Below are 16675 nucleotides of genomic sequence, written 5' to 3' on the forward strand. Positions count from 1 at the left end.
CGGCATGGGCCGACGGAAGCAGGAGCAGCAACAGCAACAGCACGTGAGGGTCGCGATCATCGGATCCGGCTTCGCCGGTCTCGGTGCCGCCGTCCGGCTGCGTCGTGAAGGAATCACCGACTTCGTCGTGCTGGAGCGAGCCGACTCGGTCGGCGGCACCTGGCGCGACAACGACTACCCGGGGTGCTGCTGCGATGTGCCCTCGCACCTCTACTCGTTCTCCTTCGCCCCCAATCCGGACTGGCCCCGCACCTTCTCCGGCCAGCGGCACATCAGGGCCTATCTGGAGCGGGTGACCGACACCTTCGGACTCCGGCCCCATCTGCGCCTGGGCCATGAGGTGCGCACGATGGTGTGGGACCGCGACGAACTCCGCTGGCTCATCGACACCGACCAGGGCGAGTACACCGCCGATGTCGTCGTCTCCGCGACCGGGCCGCTCTCCGACCCGAAGATGCCCGACATCCCTGGACTCGCCGACTTTCCCGGCGCCGCCTTCCACTCCGCCCGCTGGGACCACGACGTCGATCTGCGCGGCAAGCGGGTGGCGATGGTGGGAACAGGCGCCTCCGCGGCGCAGATCGTGCCCGCCATCCAGCCGCAGGTCGCGTCGCTCACCCTCTTCCAGCGCACCCCGCCCTGGGTCCTGCCGAAGGTCGACCGGGACATCAGCACGCTGGAGCGCTGGTTGCACCGCCAGGTCCCGCTGACCGCCACCGTGCGCCGGGGGCTGCTCTGGGGCGTACGGGAGTTGCAGGTCTCCGCCTTCACCAAGCGCACCCAGCAGTTGGCGCTGGTCGAATCCGTGGCCAGGAAACACCTCGCCCGGGCGGTGAAGGACCCGGTACTGCGGGCGAAGCTCACCCCCTCGTACCGCATCGGCTGCAAGCGGGTGGTGCTGTCGAGCGAGTACTACCCGGCGCTGGCCCAACCGAATGCGCACGTGGTGGCGTCCGGGCTGGTCGAGGTGCGCGGTTCGACACTGATCGCCGCCGACGGCAGCGAGACCGAGGCCGACGTGATCGTCTTCGGCACCGGTTTCCGGGTCACCGACATGCCGATCGCCGATCGCGTGGTCGGCGCCGACGGGATCACCCTCGCCGAGTCCTGGAAGGCGGGGATGCAGTCACTGCGCGGGGCGACCGCAGCAGGGTTTCCCAACTGGATGACGCTCATCGGCCCCAACACCGGTCTCGGCAACTCCTCGATGATCCTCATGATCGAGTCCCAGTTGAACTATCTGGCGGACTACCTGCGGCAGCTCACCGTTCTCGGCGGACGGACCGCGCTGTCTCCCAAGCCCGCCGCCGTCTGCGCATGGAACGGACGGGTCCAGGAGCGGATGAAGCGAACCGTCTGGAGCACGGGCGGCTGTGACAGTTGGTACCTCGACCCCAGTGGACGCAACACCACCCTGTGGCCGGGGACGACCGGGGAGTTCCGTCGGGAGACCCGCGAAGTGGATCTGGGGGAGTACGAGGTCGTCCGCAAGCGGGCCGTCGCACCGACGACCGCTGTTGCGGCGGACGCTGCGCCCGAGGGCCTTGTGTCGGCGGATCCTGCGCCGGTGCAGTCCGCATTCGTGAAACCCGCACCCGTGAAACCCGCGCCGGCACAGTCCACACCGGTGCAGCCCGGGCCCGTGAAGTCCGCATCGGTGCGGGAGGAGAACGCATGATCCACCGAATGGATCTTGAAGGGCAGGTCGCCGTCATCACCGGTGCCGCCCGCGGGGTGGGGGCACTCCTCGCCCGCAAACTGTCGGCGCGCGGGGCGAAGGTGGCGCTCCTGGGTCTGGAACCGGAGGGGTTGAAGGAGGTCTCGGGCCGGCTCCACGGTGAAAGCGACTGGTGGGAAGTCGATGTGACGGATCATCAGGAGATGGATCGGATCGCCGGTGAGGTCAAACAGCGGTTCGGCAAGGTCGATGTCGTCGTGGCCAATGCGGGGGTGGCCGCCGGCGGGCCGTTCGCGGACAGCGACCCCAACGCCTGGCGGCGGGTGATCGAGGTCAATCTCATCGGCAGCGCCGTGACCGGGCGGGCGTTCCTTCCCACCCTGACGGCCAGTCGCGGCTACTTCCTCCAGATCGCGTCCCTCGCCGCCATCACACCGGCACCGCTGATGACCGCCTACTGCGCATCGAAGTCCGGCGTCGAGGCGTTCGCGCACAGCCTGCGCTCCGAAGTCGCCCACCGCGGTGTGCGGGTGGGGGTCGCCTATCTGTCCTGGACCGACACCGACATGGTTCGCGGCGCTGACCAGGACGAGGTGATGCGGGAACTGCGCGGACGGCTGCCCTGGCCCGCCAACCGCACCTATCCGCCGGGCCCGGCCGTGGACCGGATCGTGGCCGGGATCGAGCGGCGTTCCGCGCATGTGTACGGGCAGTGGTGGCTGCGCGGAATGCAGTCGGTGCGCGGCGGTCTGCCGTCGCTGATCGGGCTGGTGGGGCAGCGGGAGGTCCGACGGTTCGAGCCGCGGTTGGCCGGTGTGGGCAAGGGGCTCGTGGGTGCGGGTGGGGCTGCCGACGAGGCGGCGCGCACGGAGCGTAGTTGATCGAAATGCGAGCTATGTCCGGTCGTGGAAGAGTCTGAGCCGGGGCCACTCCCGGCCCCGGGGACATCAATGTCCCACTCTTTCCGCACCCCTCTCAGGAGTGACTCACATGGGCATCAAGGACCAGTTCCAGGACAAGGCGCAGGAGCTCGCGCAGCAGGCGAAGCAGGCTGCGGGCAAGGCGAGGGACGAGTCTCCGGAGCGTGGCCGTGACGGCCGCGAGCGCCGCGACCAGGACCCGGCCCGGCAGAACCCGGCCCGGCAGGAGCCGCCCAACCGGCGTCCCAACCCGGCTGCCTGACCGATAGCGCTTCGAGGCGCACCCGCCCCCACACGGGCGGGTGCGCCTTCGCGATGCCGTGGCCGGCCGGGGTCACCGGGGGAGTTCGCCGATGGTGCGGTGGGGTCACGACGGCAGGGGATGGGCCTGCGGCCGGGTGGTGGCTGATGACTTCACACAGGACTCGTACGGGACTTGTACGGGGTTACGCACAGGCTTTGCGCGGGACTTGCGTGGGACTTGCGTGGGACTACGCACAGGCTTAGCGCGGGACTCGCACGGCGCTTCGCAGGGACTCCCGCGCGGGCGGAGCCACAGCCGTACGGCCCTTCTCAATCGCTCGAACGGGCCGATCTCGGCGGGAGCTTCGGGCGGCTCCGGTCCGGTACGTGGTCGTATCCCGGGGGGATCGCCGCGGGTCGGTCCGCAAGTAGTTCCAGGGCCAGCCGCACCGCGTCATCGAGTCCCGCATGCCGCCCCTCGGCCCAGTCCAGAGGGGTGCGCAACGCCTCCAGGTCCGGTTCCACACCGTGGTTCTCGATCCCCCAGCCGTACTGCTGGAACCAGGCCGCGTTCATCGGGACCGTGATCACCGAGCCATCGCCCAACTGGTGGCGTCCCGTGATCCCCACCACCCCGCCCCATGTCCGACACCCCACCACAGGCCCCAACCCCAGCAGTTTGAAGGCCGCGGTGATCATGTCGCCGTCCGATGAGGTCGCCTCGTCGGCCAGCGCCACGACCGGACCGCGCGGCGCATGAGAGGCGTACGAGACCGGCTGCGCGTCCCGGGTGAGGTCCCAACCGAGGATCTTGCGCGTCAGCTTCTCCACCACTAGCTCACTGATGTGGCCGCCCGCGTTCCCCCGTACGTCGACGATCAGTGCGGGGCGGGCCACTTCCAGCCGCAGGTCCCGGTTGAACTGGGCCCAACCCGAGCCGCCCATGTCGGGGATGTGTAGATAGCCGCACTTGCCACCGCTCAGCTCCCGCACCACCTCCCGCCGCTTGGCCACCCAGTCCTGGTAGCGCAGCGGCCGTTCATCGACGAGCGGCACCACGGCCACCCGCCGAGAGCCGCCCTCCGCGGGCCGGAAGGTCAGCTCGACCGTCGTTCCCCCCGCGGCGGCGAGCATGGGGAAGGGGCCGGTGAGCGGGTCCACCGGGCGTCCGTCCACATGGGTGATGACCGCTCCCTCGCGGATGCCGGTCCCCGCCAACGGTGAGCGGGCCTTGGAGTCGGACGATTCACCCGGCAGGATGCGCTGCACCACCCACTGGCCGTCCCGACAGACCAGATTCGCACCCAGGAGCCCCATCGGCCGCTGGTAGTGGGGAGGCCCTTCGTTGCGGCGGGCGGGAGCCACATAGGCGTGGGACGTGCCCAGTTCGCCGAGGACCTCCCGCAGCAGATCCGCGAACTCGTCCGGTGAAGCGACCCGCTCCACCAGCGGCCGGTACTGCGCGAGGACCGCATCCCAGTCGACACCGCCCATGCCGGGCTCCCAGAAGTAGGCCCGGATCAGCCTGCCCGCCTCCTCGTACGCCTGCCGCCACTCCGAGGCCGGGTCCACGTGGTGCAGGATGCGGCGAAGGTCCAGATAGACGGTCGAATCGCCGTCGCCCGGCTCGGTGGCGGGGACCGCACGCAGTTCGTCCTCGTCCACGACGACCAGCCGGCTGCCGTCCCCGCTCACGGCGAACCAGTCCAGATGGTCGACCAGTTCGATCCGACGCGCCTTGGAGATGTCGAAGTGTTCCAGTGTCGGTCGGCCCGAGGTGTCCGCGGGGTTGGCGAACGTCTCCCCGAGGGCGCCCGAGATGGGCCAGCGCAGCCAGACGAGACCCCCACCGCTGACGGGGTGGAGTTCCGAGTACTTGGACGCCGACACGGGGAACGGGGTCACCCGGCTCTCCAACCCCTCGATCTCCACGGTCACCGCGCCCGCCGACTCATCGGATGCGGAGCCGATGTCGTCCAGCGGGTCGAGACCCCCGGCGGCGGGCCGTCCGTCCGGGGACAGCGCGAAGGGCGAAGGCGTCGCTGACGACAGCGGTACGAGGTAGGGGCGACAGCCGAGTGGAAAGGAGAGGTCCCCGGTGTGGACGTCGTACACGGGGTCGAAGCCGCGCCAGGAGAGGAAGGCCAGATAGCGGCCGTCGCTGGTGAAGACGGGATTCTCGTCCTCGAAGCGGCCGTTGGTGACGTCGACGATCGTACGGTCCTTGATCCGGGCCAGTTTGATCTGCCGCAGGGAGCGGCCGATGCCCGGTTGGGCCCAGGTGAGCCAGGAACCGTCGGGGGAGAACGCGAGATCGCGCACGGGGCCGTTGACGGATCGGATCAACTCGATGACCGGGCCCACCGTCGCTTCCGGGCGCGCGGCATCGCGGGAGAGCGCGGCGTCAGTCGAGCCCGTTGAGCCCGTTGAGCCCGTTGAGCCCGTCGAGCCGGACGAGCCCGTTGAGTCAGTGCCGTCAGTGGAGTCAGTGACATGGGCGGAGTCGGTGGATTCAGCGGCGTCGATGAGCAGCAGTCGACCGTCGTGCGAGGCGATCGCCAGTCGCTCCCCCTCCGGGTCCGAGACCAGCTCCAGCACCCGCCCGAGCACCCCGGGTGCCAGCCGCCGCGGTGGCCGGTCCCCACTGGCCCGCGGTAGATAGGCCACCTCGATCGCGTCCTCGCCCGTGGCGTCGGTGACGTACGCGACCTGTCCGCCGGTCCCGAGCATCACCGGCAACCGCACCCGTACGCCCGGGGTGTCGGCGATCGTGCGGGCCGGGCCGTCGCGATGGGTCAGCCAGTACAGGCTGCCGCGCACGGAAAGGGCGCTGGCCCGCCCCGTGGTGTCCACCGATACCGCGTCCACGTGGTTCGCGGCCGGTACCTGGTACGGGCGTCTACCGGCGCGGGTACCGCCCAACTCGACCGTCAGCCGGCGCGGTACGGCGTCCGGCGACAGCAGGTCGTCGGCGATCCACAACTCGCCCGCGCACTGGTAGACGACACGGTGGCCGTCGCTGGATGCATGGCGGGCGTAGAAGGTGTCGTGGTCGGTGTGCCGCCGCAGATCGCTGCCGTCGGGCAGACAGGAGTACAGATTGCCGATCCCCTCGTGATCGGAGAGGAAGGCGATCCGACCCGAGACGAACATCGGGCAGTCCAGATGGCCTTCGAGTGCGGGCAGCAGCCGCTCGCCGTGCAGCCACAGCCGGCCCGTGGCGCCACCGCGGTAGCGCTTCCAGGAGGCGGGCTCGTGTGGTGGCTTGCCCGTCAGCAGCAGGGTGCGCCGGTCGCCGTTGGTGCCGGTCACGGCGATGTCCGACACGGGCCCCCATGGCAGCTTCGCCCCCGGGGCCCCGTCGGTCGGGACGCAGTAGGCCCAGGAGAAGTACGAGAACGGCTGCCCGTGCGAGGAGACGGCGAGGATCTGGCTGTGGCCCTCCGGATCCGGTGGCGCCCAGCCGCAGACCCGGGTGTCGGCGCTGCCCCAGTGGCTCAGCCGGCGTGCGGGGCCGCCGCTGACCGGGGCGAGGTGGATCTCCGGGTCGAGGCTGCGCCAACTGGTGTAGGCGATGTGGCGGCCGTCGGGGGAGAAGCGGGGGTGCCCGATCCGGGTCCGGTCCACGGTGATCCGCCAGGCGCGCCCGGGCCGCTCGCCCTCCGGTACGAGGGGGGCGACCCACAGATCGTCTTCGGATGCGAAGCACAGCAGATCGTCATGGAGGTGCGGGAAGCGGAGGTATGCCACGTCGTCGCTCACTTCCCCCATCCTTTCCGGGGCCCGTGGATGCGGCAACTCGTGGCGCGGGGGAACACCTGCGCGGCGGCCTGCCACCTGGCTGCGTCGCTGCGTCGTGATGCCGTGGTGCCGTGGTGCCGTGATGTCCTGATGCCGTGGCGCCTTGGTTGGGTGCTTCGGTTGTTCGGACGGTGGGTGTCGTTGGCCGGATGGGTGCGGTGGTTCGGCCTGGAACCGTCCGTGACCCAGAACACAAGCGAAACGATTTCGTTTCGTGAAGCGGGCTGGGTTAACTTGGAGGTGTACGAAACCGTTTCGTTCGGCAGTGGCACCAGTGGGGGGAGGTCCATCATGGCAACGCGCACCCGGTTGACCCCCGAGCGCGAGGCAGAGCTGTACGAAGCCGTACTCGATCTGCTCGCCGAGGTGGGCTACGACGCACTGACCATGGACGCCATCGCCGCCCGGACCAGATCCAGCAAGGCCACCCTCTACCGTCAGTGGCGCAGCAAGCCGCAGCTGGTGGCCAGGGCCCTCCAGGAGACCAAGCCGCCTGGGCTCGACGAGATCGACACCGGCTCCCTGCGCGGTGACTTCTACGAGATCCTCGCGCGTACGGACGACTCCAAACTGGAGCGGGACTCGGCGCTGTTGCGGGGGCTGGTCCAGGCCGTTCACGACAACCCGGATCTGCACGAGGCACTGCGCGAGCAGCTCGTCGAGCCGGAGAAGCGCGAGCTCGACGGCGTGGTGCGCAGGGCCGTGGGGCGCGGTGAGATCAGTGCCGCCAATCCCGCGGTGGAGTTCGTCGCCCATATGTTGGTCGGGGCGTTCTTCGCCCGGCTCATCATCGACGACCAGCACCCTGACAAGGCGTACACCATGCGGTACATCGATGCCGTCGTCCTTCCGGCGCTGGGGGTCTGATGGCGTCGGCCCGGTTCCGTTCACACTCCCGTCCCGCCTCTCGGTGCACACTGTCGAGCAGGCGTACGGCCCTGTCGGACGCTTGTCGTCCGTCGTGCGCTCCCCATACCTCCCGGTCCGCGGTGGCAGGGCGTTGCCCTTCGCCACCGCAGACCGTCCGACCGGAGCGCGGTGGATCCTGCCCCACAGGGTTCGCGTTCTCTTCCCCGTTTTCGGTGTTCTTGGTTCCCCGGCTGCTCTGCCAACGGTGTCAGCGCTGCCGCTTCGGTGAGTCCTGTTGGCCTTCACCGTGCACCCGACCCCCCGGACGTCGTTCATGAATCGTTCCTGAACGCGTCCGGTGTCCCTCCCCAGGACATCGACCCGCCCCCCACTCCTCCCCGGGATCCCCACCCTCCGCTCGGTACCACCGCAGCACCTGACGTGCGCCGCTCTCGTCGTCGGGCCGGCTCCCCATGCCCTTTGTCCTCTCAACCCAATGGGAGTAAGCCCTCGTGGCCACGTTCCTCTACAAACTTGGACGGCTCGCCTTCCGGCGCCGCCGCATAGTCGCCCTGCTGTGGGTCGCGCTCCTGGTGCTAGCCGGAGTCGGCGCGTCCGCCGCAGCCAAGCCGACCGAAGCCTCCTTCTCGATGCCCGGCACCGAGGCGCAGAAGGCGTTCGACCTCCTGGAAGAGCGCTTCCCCGGTGGGAGCGCCGATGGTGCGACGGCCCGAGTGGTCTTCAAGGCTCCTGCCGGTCAGAAGATGACGGACGCCGAGCACAAGACCGAGGTCAATGAAGCGGTCGCCGATCTGAAGGCCGGATCGTCGCAGGTCTCTTCGGTCACCGACCCGTACACCGCGGACGCGGTCTCCGAGGACGGTTCGATCGCGTACATCTCGGTGAGCTACAAGGTCAACTCGATGGAGCTGACCGACGAGACCCGCGATGCGCTGGAGAAGGCCGGTGAAGCGGCCCGCGACGCCGGGCTCACGGTCGAGATCGGTGGGGACGCCTCCATGGCGGAGCCGGAGACCGGCTCCGCCGAGATGATCGGCATCGCGGTCGCCGCGGTGGTCCTGGTCATCACCTTCGGCTCCCTGATCGCGGCCGGTCTGCCGCTGATCACCGCGCTCATCGGCGTCGGCATCGGCATCTCGTCGATCACCGCACTCGCCAAGACGCTCGACCTCGGCACCACCACCTCCACCCTGGCGATGATGATCGGCCTCGCGGTCGGCATCGACTACGCCCTGTTCATCGTCTCCCGCTACCGCGCCGAACTGGCCGAGGGGCGCGAGCGTGAGGAAGCCGCCGGCCGTGCGGTGGGCACCGCGGGCTCCGCGGTCGTCTTCGCCGGTCTGACCGTGGTGATCGCACTGGTCGGCCTGGCGGTCGTCAACATCCCGATGCTCAGCAAGATGGGCTTCGCAGCCGCCGGTACGGTCGTCATCGCCGTCATCATCGCGATCACCCTGATCCCGGCGCTGCTGGGCTTCGCGGGCGGCAAGGTGATGGGACGCAAGGCCCGCAAGGACGCCAAGGCGGTCAAGGCAGCCGGCAGTGCGGCCGAGACCGAGGGCGGGGCCGTCGAGAAGCAGAACGGTGGCGTCCGCTGGGCGCGCTTCGTCCTGCGCCGTCCGGTCGCCGTGCTGCTCGCCGGTGTGGTGGGCCTCGGTGTCATCGCGATCCCGGTGGGCTCGCTGAAGGTCGGTCTGCCCGACGAGGGCTCCCAGTCGACCGAGTCGAGCCCGCGCCGGGCCTACGACATGCTCTCCGAGGGCTTCGGCCCCGGTTTCAACGGCCCGTTGATGCTGGTCGTGAACGCCAAGGGCAGCGAGAACCCGCAGGGTGCGGTCGACAAGGTCGGCGACACGGTGGAGAAGCTCGACGGCGTCGCCGCCGTGCTGCCCGGGCCGCTGAACAAGACGGGCGACACGGCGATCATCACCGTCGTCCCCGACGACCGGCCCAGTTCGGTGCAGACCGAGGACCTGGTCCATGACATCCGCGACTCGCGTACGGCTCTGAAGTCCGACACGGGTGCGGAGGTGCTCGTCACCGGTGCCACCGCGATGAACATCGACTTCTCGCAGCGGATGAACGACGCCCTGATGCCGTACCTCGCGCTGGTCGTGGGGCTCGCGTTCCTGCTGTTGGTCGTGGTCTTCCGGTCGATCCTGGTGCCGCTCAAGGCAGCGCTCGGGTTCCTGCTCTCCGTCGTCGCCGCGCTCGGCGCAGTCGTGGCGGTCTTCCAGTGGGGCTGGCTCGCCGATGTCTTCGGCGTCGAGCAGCCGGGCCCGATCATGTCGATGATGCCGATCTTCATGGTGGGCGTGGTCTTCGGTCTGGCGATGGACTACGAGGTCTTCCTCGTCACCCGCATGCGTGAGGCGTACGTCCACGGAGAGCGGCCGGCCGAAGCCATCGTGACCGGCTTCAAGCACGGCGCCCGGGTGGTCACCGCAGCAGCAGTGATCATGATCGCGGTGTTCGCGGGCTTCATCGGCTCCGGTGAGCAGATGGTCATGATGATCGGCTTCGGTCTGGCGATCGCGGTGTTCTTCGACGCTTTCGTGGTCCGGATGGCGATCGTGCCCGCCGTACTGGCGCTGCTCGGCCACAAGGCGTGGTGGCTGCCGGGCTGGCTGGACAAGGCCCTGCCGAACGTCGACGTCGAGGGCGAGAAGCTCCAGCAGCAGTTGCAGAACTCCTCGGGCGGCGACGAGGACCGAGAACTGTCCCGCGTCTGACGTCCTGCGCCGCGCCCTTCGGGCCGCGGTGGTCGTGGCCGTACTTCATCGCCTTGCGGCGGGGGGTGCGGCCACGGCCGTTCTCGCCGGTCGCATCGGTTCTCGCCGGTCGTGGTGGTCTCAGCCGGTCGTGGTGGTGGGGACGGCCGCGTAGGTGTGGGTCAGGAAGCGGCTCAGGGCCCTGGTGTCGAACTGGAGTACGTCCACGCCGTCAGCCGTGTGGAACTCCACCACCGCCTGGGCCCGGCCGCACGGCCAGACCTCCACATCGCCCTCGCGCACGGGGGAGCGCAATCCGGTCTCCAGCACCTCCCTGGGGAAGGTCCAGTCGCGCCCGCTGGCGAAGGAGAACCGCACCGCGGCGGGATCGTCGGCCGGTTCGTAGCACAGGGCGACGCGCACAGGTCGGTACTGAGGAGCGTCGGTGACGATCCGGGCCCACGCATGATCTTCGACTGAGGCGGCGGACATGGGGCGCTCCTCGCATTCATCGTCTTTATTAACCAATGTTGCATATTTCGGGCCAATGCTCGACCTGGTGGAGGGCCCACACACTTTTCGTCATACATGCGCTCTTGCAAGCCATGTGCAGTAGCCCCACTATCGACGGGCAGCCCTTCTCGTCTGTCCGATGCGGAGCCAGCCATGCATGTGCCCGACGGATTCATCAATGCGCCCGTATCGGTCGCGGCGGGAGTGGTGGCGGCCGGCGCGGTCGCCGTCAGCCTCCGCGGGGCCCGTCGAGAACTGGCGGGCCCCGCGCATGCCGTGGGCCTCGTCGGCGCCGAGCGCACCGCACCCCTCGCCGGTCTGGTGGCCGCCTTCGTCTTCGCCGTACAGATGCTGAACTTCCCCGTGGCCGCGGGCACCAGTGGCCATCTCCTCGGTGGAGCGCTCGCCGCGATCCTGGTGGGCCCGTACACCGGTGTGCTCTGCATAGCCGTGGTCCTGCTGATGCAGGGCGTCCTCTTCGCCGACGGCGGTCTCACCGCACTCGGCGTCAACATCACCATCATGGGCGTGGTGACCGCGGCCCTGGCCTACGCGCTGTTCCGCGGGCTGCTCGCCGTCCTGCCCGGCGGTCGTCGATCCATCGCCGCGGCCAGCTTCGTCGCCGCTCTCGTCTCCGTACCGGCGTCGGCCGCAGCCTTCACCTTCCTCTACTGGATCGGCGGCACCACCGAGGTGCCGATCGGCAAGGTCCTGGTCGCCATGGTCGGTGTCCATGTGCTCATCGGCATCGGCGAAGCCCTGATCACGATGTTGACGGTGGGGGCGGTCCTCGCCGTCCGCCCGGACCTGGTCTATGGCGCCCGTGGGCTGCGGCGCCCGCTGAAGCTCAGGGTCGGGGGCGAGTTGATCGAAGCGCCCGGGTTCGATCCGCAGCGCGGCCCGCCCCGCTCACCGCGCAAGGTGTGGCTGGCCGGCCTGGCCGCCGCCCTCGTCCTCGCGGGGTTCGGCTCCTTCTACGCCTCCGCGCACCCCGACGGGCTGGAGAAGGTCGCCGCCGACAAGGGCATCGACAAGAAGGTCGAGGAACACGCAGCCGCCGACTCGCCCCTCGCCGACTACGGCATCGAGGACATCACCAACACCCGGATCTCCGGTGGGCTGGCCGGTGTCATCGGGGTGGGTGCGACCGTCCTGGTGGGCAGCGGGGTCTTCTATGCGACGGCGCGCCGTCGCCGTACCCGACAGGACACCGAGGCCGCGGCGGTGACGGCCCCGGAGCGGCCGTCGGACAGTGCGCGGGAGTGAGCGGTGGGCTCCGGACACACCCACAAGCTCTACCGGCCGGGGCGCTCCCCGGTGCACGCCCTGCCCCCGCACTGCAAACTCGTCGCCGCGTTCTGCTTCGTCCTCGTGGTGGTCTGCACCCCGCGGGAGGCGGTGTGGGCCTTCGCGGGCTATGCCGTCCTGCTGGCCGCGGTCGCTGCCGTGGCTCGCATCCCGCCCGGCTTCCTGCTCAGCCGGCTGTTGATCGAGATCCCGTTCGCCGCCTTCGCCCTGCTGATGCCGTTCGTGGTGCCCGGCGAGCGCACGACCGTCCTCGGGCTCTCGCTGAGCGTGCCCGGACTGTGGGGCGCCTGGAACATCCTGGTCAAGGGGACACTGGGTGTCGCCACCTCGGTGATCCTGGCCTCCACCACCGAACTGAGGGCCCTGCTGTTGGGGCTCCAGCGGTTGAAGCTGCCGCCCCTGCTGGTGCAGATCGCCTCCTTCATGATCCGGTACGGCGATGTGATCGCCGATGAGATGCGCCGGATGTCGATCGCCCGCCGCTCCAGGGGGTTCGAGGCCCGGGGCGTACGCCACTGGGGTGTGCTCGGCAAGTCCGCGGGCGCCCTCTTCATCCGTTCCTACGAGCGCGGTGAGCGGGTCCATCTGGCCATGGTCAGCCGCGGGTACACGGGGGTGATGCCGGTGATCGACGAGGTGCGGGCATCCCGGACCCAATGGGCGTACGCGGCGGCCCTGCCCCTCGCCGCACTCACTGTCTGCCTGCTGGGATGGACCCTATGACCCTGCTGGGATGGACCCCATGACCGGCCCTGCCGCCCTTCCTCCTTCCCTTGATGTCCAGGGACTCGCCTATGCCTATCCCGATGGGCACCAGGCCCTCTTCGGCGTCGATCTGACCGTGGCCCGGGGGGAGCGGGTCGCCGTGCTCGGCCCCAACGGCGCGGGCAAGACCACCCTCGTACTCCATCTGAACGGCATCCTCGGGGGCGGCGTCGGGACGGTGTCCGTCGCCGGTCTACCGGTCGCGCGCGAGCACCTGGCCGAGATCCGCCGTCGGGTCGGCATCGTCTTCCAGGACCCGGACGACCAACTCTTCATGCCCACGGTCCGGGAGGACGTCGCCTTCGGCCCGGCGGCTGCCGGGCTGCGGGGTGCCGCGCTGGAGGAGCGCGTGGCCGGGGCGCTGGAGCTCGTGGGCATGGTCGAGTACCTGGATCGGCCGCCCCACCACCTCTCCTACGGGCAGCGGCGGCGGGTCGCGGTCGCCACGGTCCTGGCGATGGAGCCCGAGATCCTGGTGCTCGACGAGCCGTCGTCCAATCTCGACCCCGCGTCCCGGCGGGAACTCGCCGACATCCTGCGGTCCCTGGACGTCACGGTGCTGATGGTGACCCACGATCTGCCGTACGCCCTGGAGCTCTGCCCGCGCTCGGTGATCCTGAGCGAAGGGGTCATCGCGGCGGACGGTCCCACGGGGGAGTTGCTCGCGAACGAGGCGTTGATGCGGGAGCACCGGTTGGAGCTGCCGTTCGGTTTTGACCCGGGGTTCGCGGCGTCGTACGGAGCTTAGCTATTCAAGCTTGACTACTGAAGGGGGGCGGGTTACTGTTGGGATGTAATCAAACTTGACTACTACGGATCACCCGTAGTGAGGAGCGCATATGCCCGTCCTGCCCGACACCGGATACCAGCCGACCGCCGAAGACCGTAAGAGTGTGGACGCCTGGTTCGCCGAGTACGACGCCCTCAGTGCCGGGCGGAAGGTCGAGCGCATGGCCGATATGGCGGTCTTCCCGCTCAATCTGGTGAGCGACGACTCCGCGGGCAACGGCCGCTCGGCCCAGTGGGACCGGGCGCAGTTCATCGAGACCATGACGCAGGTGATGGGAGGCGGCAGCGAGGACATCACCTTTGACTCGGTACGGACACCGGTCTTCCTCTCCGCCGCCATGGCCATCGTCTTCACCGACTCGACCATGACAGTCGAGGGCCACACCCAGCAGTTGAGGTATGCGGACATCCTGATCAGGCGAGATGGTGCCTGGGGTTTCCAGACCATGATCCAGGGTGGTTGGGGCGACAACCTCTGACCGCTGCGGCTGCTCGGGGCTCACCCATTCACGGGGGATACGCCTTTCGTGCTCGGCGACCACCTCTCGTGCGGGTGAGCCACAGCCGCCGTCGGACAACCGTCGCGACCAAGGCGGCGTAGCAGGGGGCGTGGTGAGGGCCTGAGTTAAGCCCGCCCGCAAACCTCTGTGGTCCTTCGGGGGCTTGGGAGTTCCCCTCTTGGCGACGGCGCGATGGGCTTCGGTTGCGAGTGGACCTGTGGAGAGGCCGGCGCGGTGCCCCGGCCCGTCCTCGAAACGGCGGTCCAGCCATTCGGCGCTCTGGAAACCGTCCACAGGTCTGAGCCGGCACCCTCGTGACCCGAAACCGGCGCCCAAGAGGGGGCAAGACCCCCGTACTCGGCCTTCCTCGCACCGGTGGACGAACCTCTTCAGGGTGGTCCCGAGCAGCCCGGAAGCAACACTCAGCCGCGACCGTTGCACCATGGGGGAGATCAACAGACGCGGGAGAGTGGGCACAGTGGACGTCCGGGGCACGGTGGCGGCAGGCTTCGAGCCGGTCGAGGAGGCGTTTGAACGCAACTTCGAGCAGCGCGGCGAGCGCGGGGCGGCCCTGGCCGTCTATCGCCATGGACACAAGGTCGTCGACCTATGGGCCGGAACCCGCGACGTGGACGGTGATGACCCCTGGGCCGTGGACACCGCCCAGGTCGTCCGCTCGGCGACCAAAGGCGTCGCCGGCGCGGTCGTCCTCCTGCTCCACCAGCGCGGACAGATCGATCTGGACGCCCCCGTGGGCACCTACTGGCCGGAGTTCAAGGACGCGGGCAAGGAGCGGGTGCTCGTACGCCATCTGCTCTCGCACCGTGCCGGACTGGCCGCCATCGACCGACCGCTGACCCCGGCCGAAGCGATCGACGGAGTCAGTGGACCGGCCGCGCTCGCGGCCCAGCGCCCCCAGTGGGAACCCGGAACCGATCACGGCTACCACCCGCAGACCTACAGTTGGTTGATCGCCGAACTCGTGCGGAGGGTCACCGGGCGCACCATCGGCCGCTGGGTCGCCGAGGAGATCGCCCGCCCGCTCGGGTTGGACTTCTGGATCGGGCTCCCGGCCGAAGAGGCCCATCGAGTCGGCCGGATCGGGCCGGTGGCCGAACCGCCCGCCGCGATGGGCGGCGGACTCAGCCTGCGCCCCAAGCGTTCGGTGGTCGAGGCGTACCGCGATCCGGAGTCGCTCACCCGGCGTGCGTTCGGAGCGATCCACCCCTTCCCCGACGAAAACGACCCCGACTACCGGGCCGCCGAACTGCCCGCGTCCGGCGGCATCTCCACCGCCCGTGCCCTGGCCCGCTTCTACGCGGCGACCATCGGCGATGTGGACGGTGGACGGCGGCTGTTCGCCCCGGCGACCCTGACCCTCGCCCGCACCGAGGAGTCGGTGGGCCCGGACCGGGTGTTGATCGTCCCGACCCGTCTGAGTTTGGGTTTTATGCTCCATGGCGCGGCTGCCCCGCTCCTGGGGCCCGGCTCCTTCGGTCACCCCGGCCGTGGCGGATCCCTGGGCTTCGCCGACCCCGCGTCGGGGATCGCCCTCGGCTATGTGACCAATGGACTACGCAAGGGAGTTACCGCCGATCCCCGTGCCCAAGCGCTGGTCAGAGCGGTACGTTCAGTCCTATGAACACTGCGCTGAAACGTTTCGAGGGGTATGGCGTACTGGTCACGGGCGGTGCCCGGGGCATCGGCGAGGCGATCGTGCGGAGGCTGGCGTCGGAGGGGGCGCGGGTACTGATCGCGGACGTGGACGAGGAGGCGGCCCAGCAGACCGCGGCACAGATCCCCGGTGCCGAGTACCGGCGTTGCGATGTGAGCGACCGCACCGATGTGGATGCTGCGGTGGCGTACGCCGTCGAGCGCTTCGGGACCCTCGATGTCGTGGTCAACAACGCCTTCGCGGCCACCCCCGAACTCGCCCTGGACCGATTGTCCGACGAGAACTGGCGCCGCGATCTCGACGTCACCCTGGGCGGCGCCTTCCGTTGCGCCCGGGCCGCCCTTCCGTTGCTCGCGAAGTCGGGTCGGGGGGCGATCGTCAACATCGGTTCGGTCAACGCCGAGCAGTCCTTCGGCGGACACTCCTACAGTGCGGCGAAGGCGGGCCTGGCCTCGCTGACCCGCACCCTGGCGGGCGAGGCGGGCCCCCTCGGTGTCCGCGTCAACCAGATCAACCCGGGCACCATCCGCACCCGGAACTGGGAGGGTCGCGAAGGGGTCATCGCGGCGCTCGCGGACATCTATCCGCTCGGCAGGGTGGGTGAACCGGACGACATCGCCTCGGCGGTGGCCTTCCTGGCATCGAGCGACGCGTCCTGGATCACGGGGACGACCCTCCGGGTGGACGGAGGCGTCCTGGCGGTGAACACGACGTTCAACAAGGCAATCACCGAAGCGGAGGCAGCCGAGGCAGCGGACGCCGAAGCTGCGTTGGCCGAGGCCGAGTAGCGAGCGAAGCAGGTGTGGCCGTGCGGAAGCACTCCGTCGGCCACATCACCCTCGATTCGGCCAGAGTCTCGTGTCCTTGCTCCGGAGCGCAGCGGAATCCGGGCCACCGCGCCT

At 69.4% G+C, this 16675-nt stretch carries 13 protein-coding genes; 11 read left to right on the forward strand and 2 right to left on the reverse strand.

The annotated features are described in order from the left end of the window. Positions 1-4 precede the first annotated feature (4 nt). The 3 genes from ACFXJL_RS12990 to ACFXJL_RS13000 all read left to right on the forward strand — a co-directional run bounded on the left by ACFXJL_RS12990 (position 5) and on the right by ACFXJL_RS13000 (position 2860). Positions 5-1678 (forward strand): flavin-containing monooxygenase, encoded by a 1674-nt coding sequence (locus ACFXJL_RS12990; protein WP_384691828.1) that lies wholly within the window; start codon positions 5-7, stop codon positions 1676-1678. Then, positions 1678-2559: an SDR family oxidoreductase gene (locus ACFXJL_RS12995; protein ID WP_384692132.1), complete on the forward strand. Its 882-nt coding sequence runs from the start codon at positions 1678-1680 to the stop codon at positions 2557-2559. Before ACFXJL_RS12990 ends, ACFXJL_RS12995 begins: the two co-directional genes overlap by 1 nt. Before the next feature lie 109 nt (positions 2560-2668). Further along, positions 2669-2860, forward strand: coding sequence for a hypothetical protein (locus tag ACFXJL_RS13000; RefSeq protein ID WP_329020226.1), 192 nt, complete (start codon positions 2669-2671; stop codon positions 2858-2860). A 311-nt stretch (positions 2861-3171) separates the two neighbouring features. Here the strand turns inward: ACFXJL_RS13000 and ACFXJL_RS13005 are convergent, their stop codons facing one another. Continuing rightward, entirely contained in the window at positions 3172-6603 is a 3432-nt protein-coding gene (locus ACFXJL_RS13005) for a S41 family peptidase (protein ID WP_384691831.1), read from the reverse strand. 330 nt (positions 6604-6933) lie between these two features. On the opposite strand from ACFXJL_RS13005, the gene ACFXJL_RS13010 reads away from it, so the two are divergent. Together ACFXJL_RS13010 and ACFXJL_RS13015 are read left to right on the forward strand one after the other, a co-directional pair. After that, positions 6934-7509, forward strand: coding sequence for a TetR/AcrR family transcriptional regulator (locus ACFXJL_RS13010; protein ID WP_358877249.1), 576 nt, complete (start codon positions 6934-6936; stop codon positions 7507-7509). 494 nt (positions 7510-8003) lie between these two features. Beyond that, on the forward strand, positions 8004-10244 hold the full coding sequence (locus ACFXJL_RS13015) for an MMPL family transporter (protein ID WP_384635794.1): 2241 nt from the start codon (positions 8004-8006) through the stop codon (positions 10242-10244). Positions 10245-10364: 120 nt separating this feature from the next. Here the strand turns inward: ACFXJL_RS13015 and ACFXJL_RS13020 are convergent, their stop codons facing one another. Continuing rightward, positions 10365-10715: an SsgA family sporulation/cell division regulator gene (locus ACFXJL_RS13020; protein ID WP_329020219.1), complete on the reverse strand. Its 351-nt coding sequence runs from the start codon at positions 10713-10715 to the stop codon at positions 10365-10367. 174 nt (positions 10716-10889) lie between these two features. Here ACFXJL_RS13020 and ACFXJL_RS13025 point away from each other — a divergent pair, with 174 nt between their 5' ends. From ACFXJL_RS13025 to ACFXJL_RS13050, 6 genes are all read left to right on the forward strand, one after another. Continuing rightward, complete coding sequence (locus ACFXJL_RS13025; RefSeq protein WP_384691835.1) at positions 10890-12002, forward strand: energy-coupling factor ABC transporter permease; 1113 nt, start codon at positions 10890-10892, stop codon at positions 12000-12002. A 3-nt stretch (positions 12003-12005) separates the two neighbouring features. Further along, a complete protein-coding gene (gene cbiQ / locus ACFXJL_RS13030; RefSeq protein ID WP_358877252.1) occupies positions 12006-12767 on the forward strand; it encodes a cobalt ECF transporter T component CbiQ in 762 nt (253 codons plus the stop codon). A gap of 19 nt (positions 12768-12786) precedes the next feature. Then, positions 12787-13557, forward strand: a complete 771-nt coding sequence (locus ACFXJL_RS13035) for an energy-coupling factor ABC transporter ATP-binding protein (RefSeq protein ID WP_384635919.1) — start codon at positions 12787-12789, stop codon at positions 13555-13557. A gap of 91 nt (positions 13558-13648) precedes the next feature. Beyond that, entirely contained in the window at positions 13649-14077 is a 429-nt protein-coding gene (locus ACFXJL_RS13040) for a nuclear transport factor 2 family protein (protein WP_384635802.1), read from the forward strand. 463 nt (positions 14078-14540) lie between these two features. After that, positions 14541-15740 carry a serine hydrolase domain-containing protein gene (locus ACFXJL_RS13045; RefSeq protein WP_384691839.1) on the forward strand — a complete coding sequence of 400 codons (1200 nt, stop codon included), beginning with the start codon at positions 14541-14543 and terminating at the stop codon, positions 15738-15740. Next, positions 15737-16561, forward strand: coding sequence for an SDR family NAD(P)-dependent oxidoreductase (locus tag ACFXJL_RS13050; RefSeq protein WP_384635806.1), 825 nt, complete (start codon positions 15737-15739; stop codon positions 16559-16561). The genes ACFXJL_RS13045 and ACFXJL_RS13050 overlap by 4 nt, the downstream gene beginning before the upstream one ends. Positions 16562-16675 lie beyond the last annotated feature (114 nt).

The sequence above is a fragment of the Streptomyces sp. NPDC059256 genome (assembly GCF_042753785.1).
Taxonomy (GTDB): Bacteria; Actinomycetota; Actinomycetes; order Streptomycetales; family Streptomycetaceae; genus Streptomyces.

Bases quoted from the DNA above. Each gene is read 5' to 3' on its own strand.
- ACFXJL_RS13025 (WP_384691835.1), top strand. From the start codon at position 10,890: ATGCATGTGCCCGACGGATTCATCAATGCGCCCGTATCGGTCGCGGCG.
- ACFXJL_RS12990 (WP_384691828.1), top strand. From the start codon at position 5: ATGGGCCGACGGAAGCAGGAGCAGCAACAGCAACAGCACGTGAGGGTC.
- ACFXJL_RS13000 (WP_329020226.1), top strand. From the start codon at position 2,669: ATGGGCATCAAGGACCAGTTCCAGGACAAGGCGCAGGAGCTCGCGCAG.
- ACFXJL_RS13010 (WP_358877249.1), top strand. From the start codon at position 6,934: ATGGCAACGCGCACCCGGTTGACCCCCGAGCGCGAGGCAGAGCTGTAC.
- ACFXJL_RS13045 (WP_384691839.1), top strand. From the start codon at position 14,541: ATGGGGGAGATCAACAGACGCGGGAGAGTGGGCACAGTGGACGTCCGG.
- ACFXJL_RS13035 (WP_384635919.1), top strand. From the start codon at position 12,787: ATGACCGGCCCTGCCGCCCTTCCTCCTTCCCTTGATGTCCAGGGACTC.
- ACFXJL_RS13050 (WP_384635806.1), top strand. From the start codon at position 15,737: ATGAACACTGCGCTGAAACGTTTCGAGGGGTATGGCGTACTGGTCACG.
- ACFXJL_RS13040 (WP_384635802.1), top strand. From the start codon at position 13,649: ATGCCCGTCCTGCCCGACACCGGATACCAGCCGACCGCCGAAGACCGT.
- ACFXJL_RS13020 (WP_329020219.1), bottom strand. From the start codon at position 10,715: ATGTCCGCCGCCTCAGTCGAAGATCATGCGTGGGCCCGGATCGTCACC.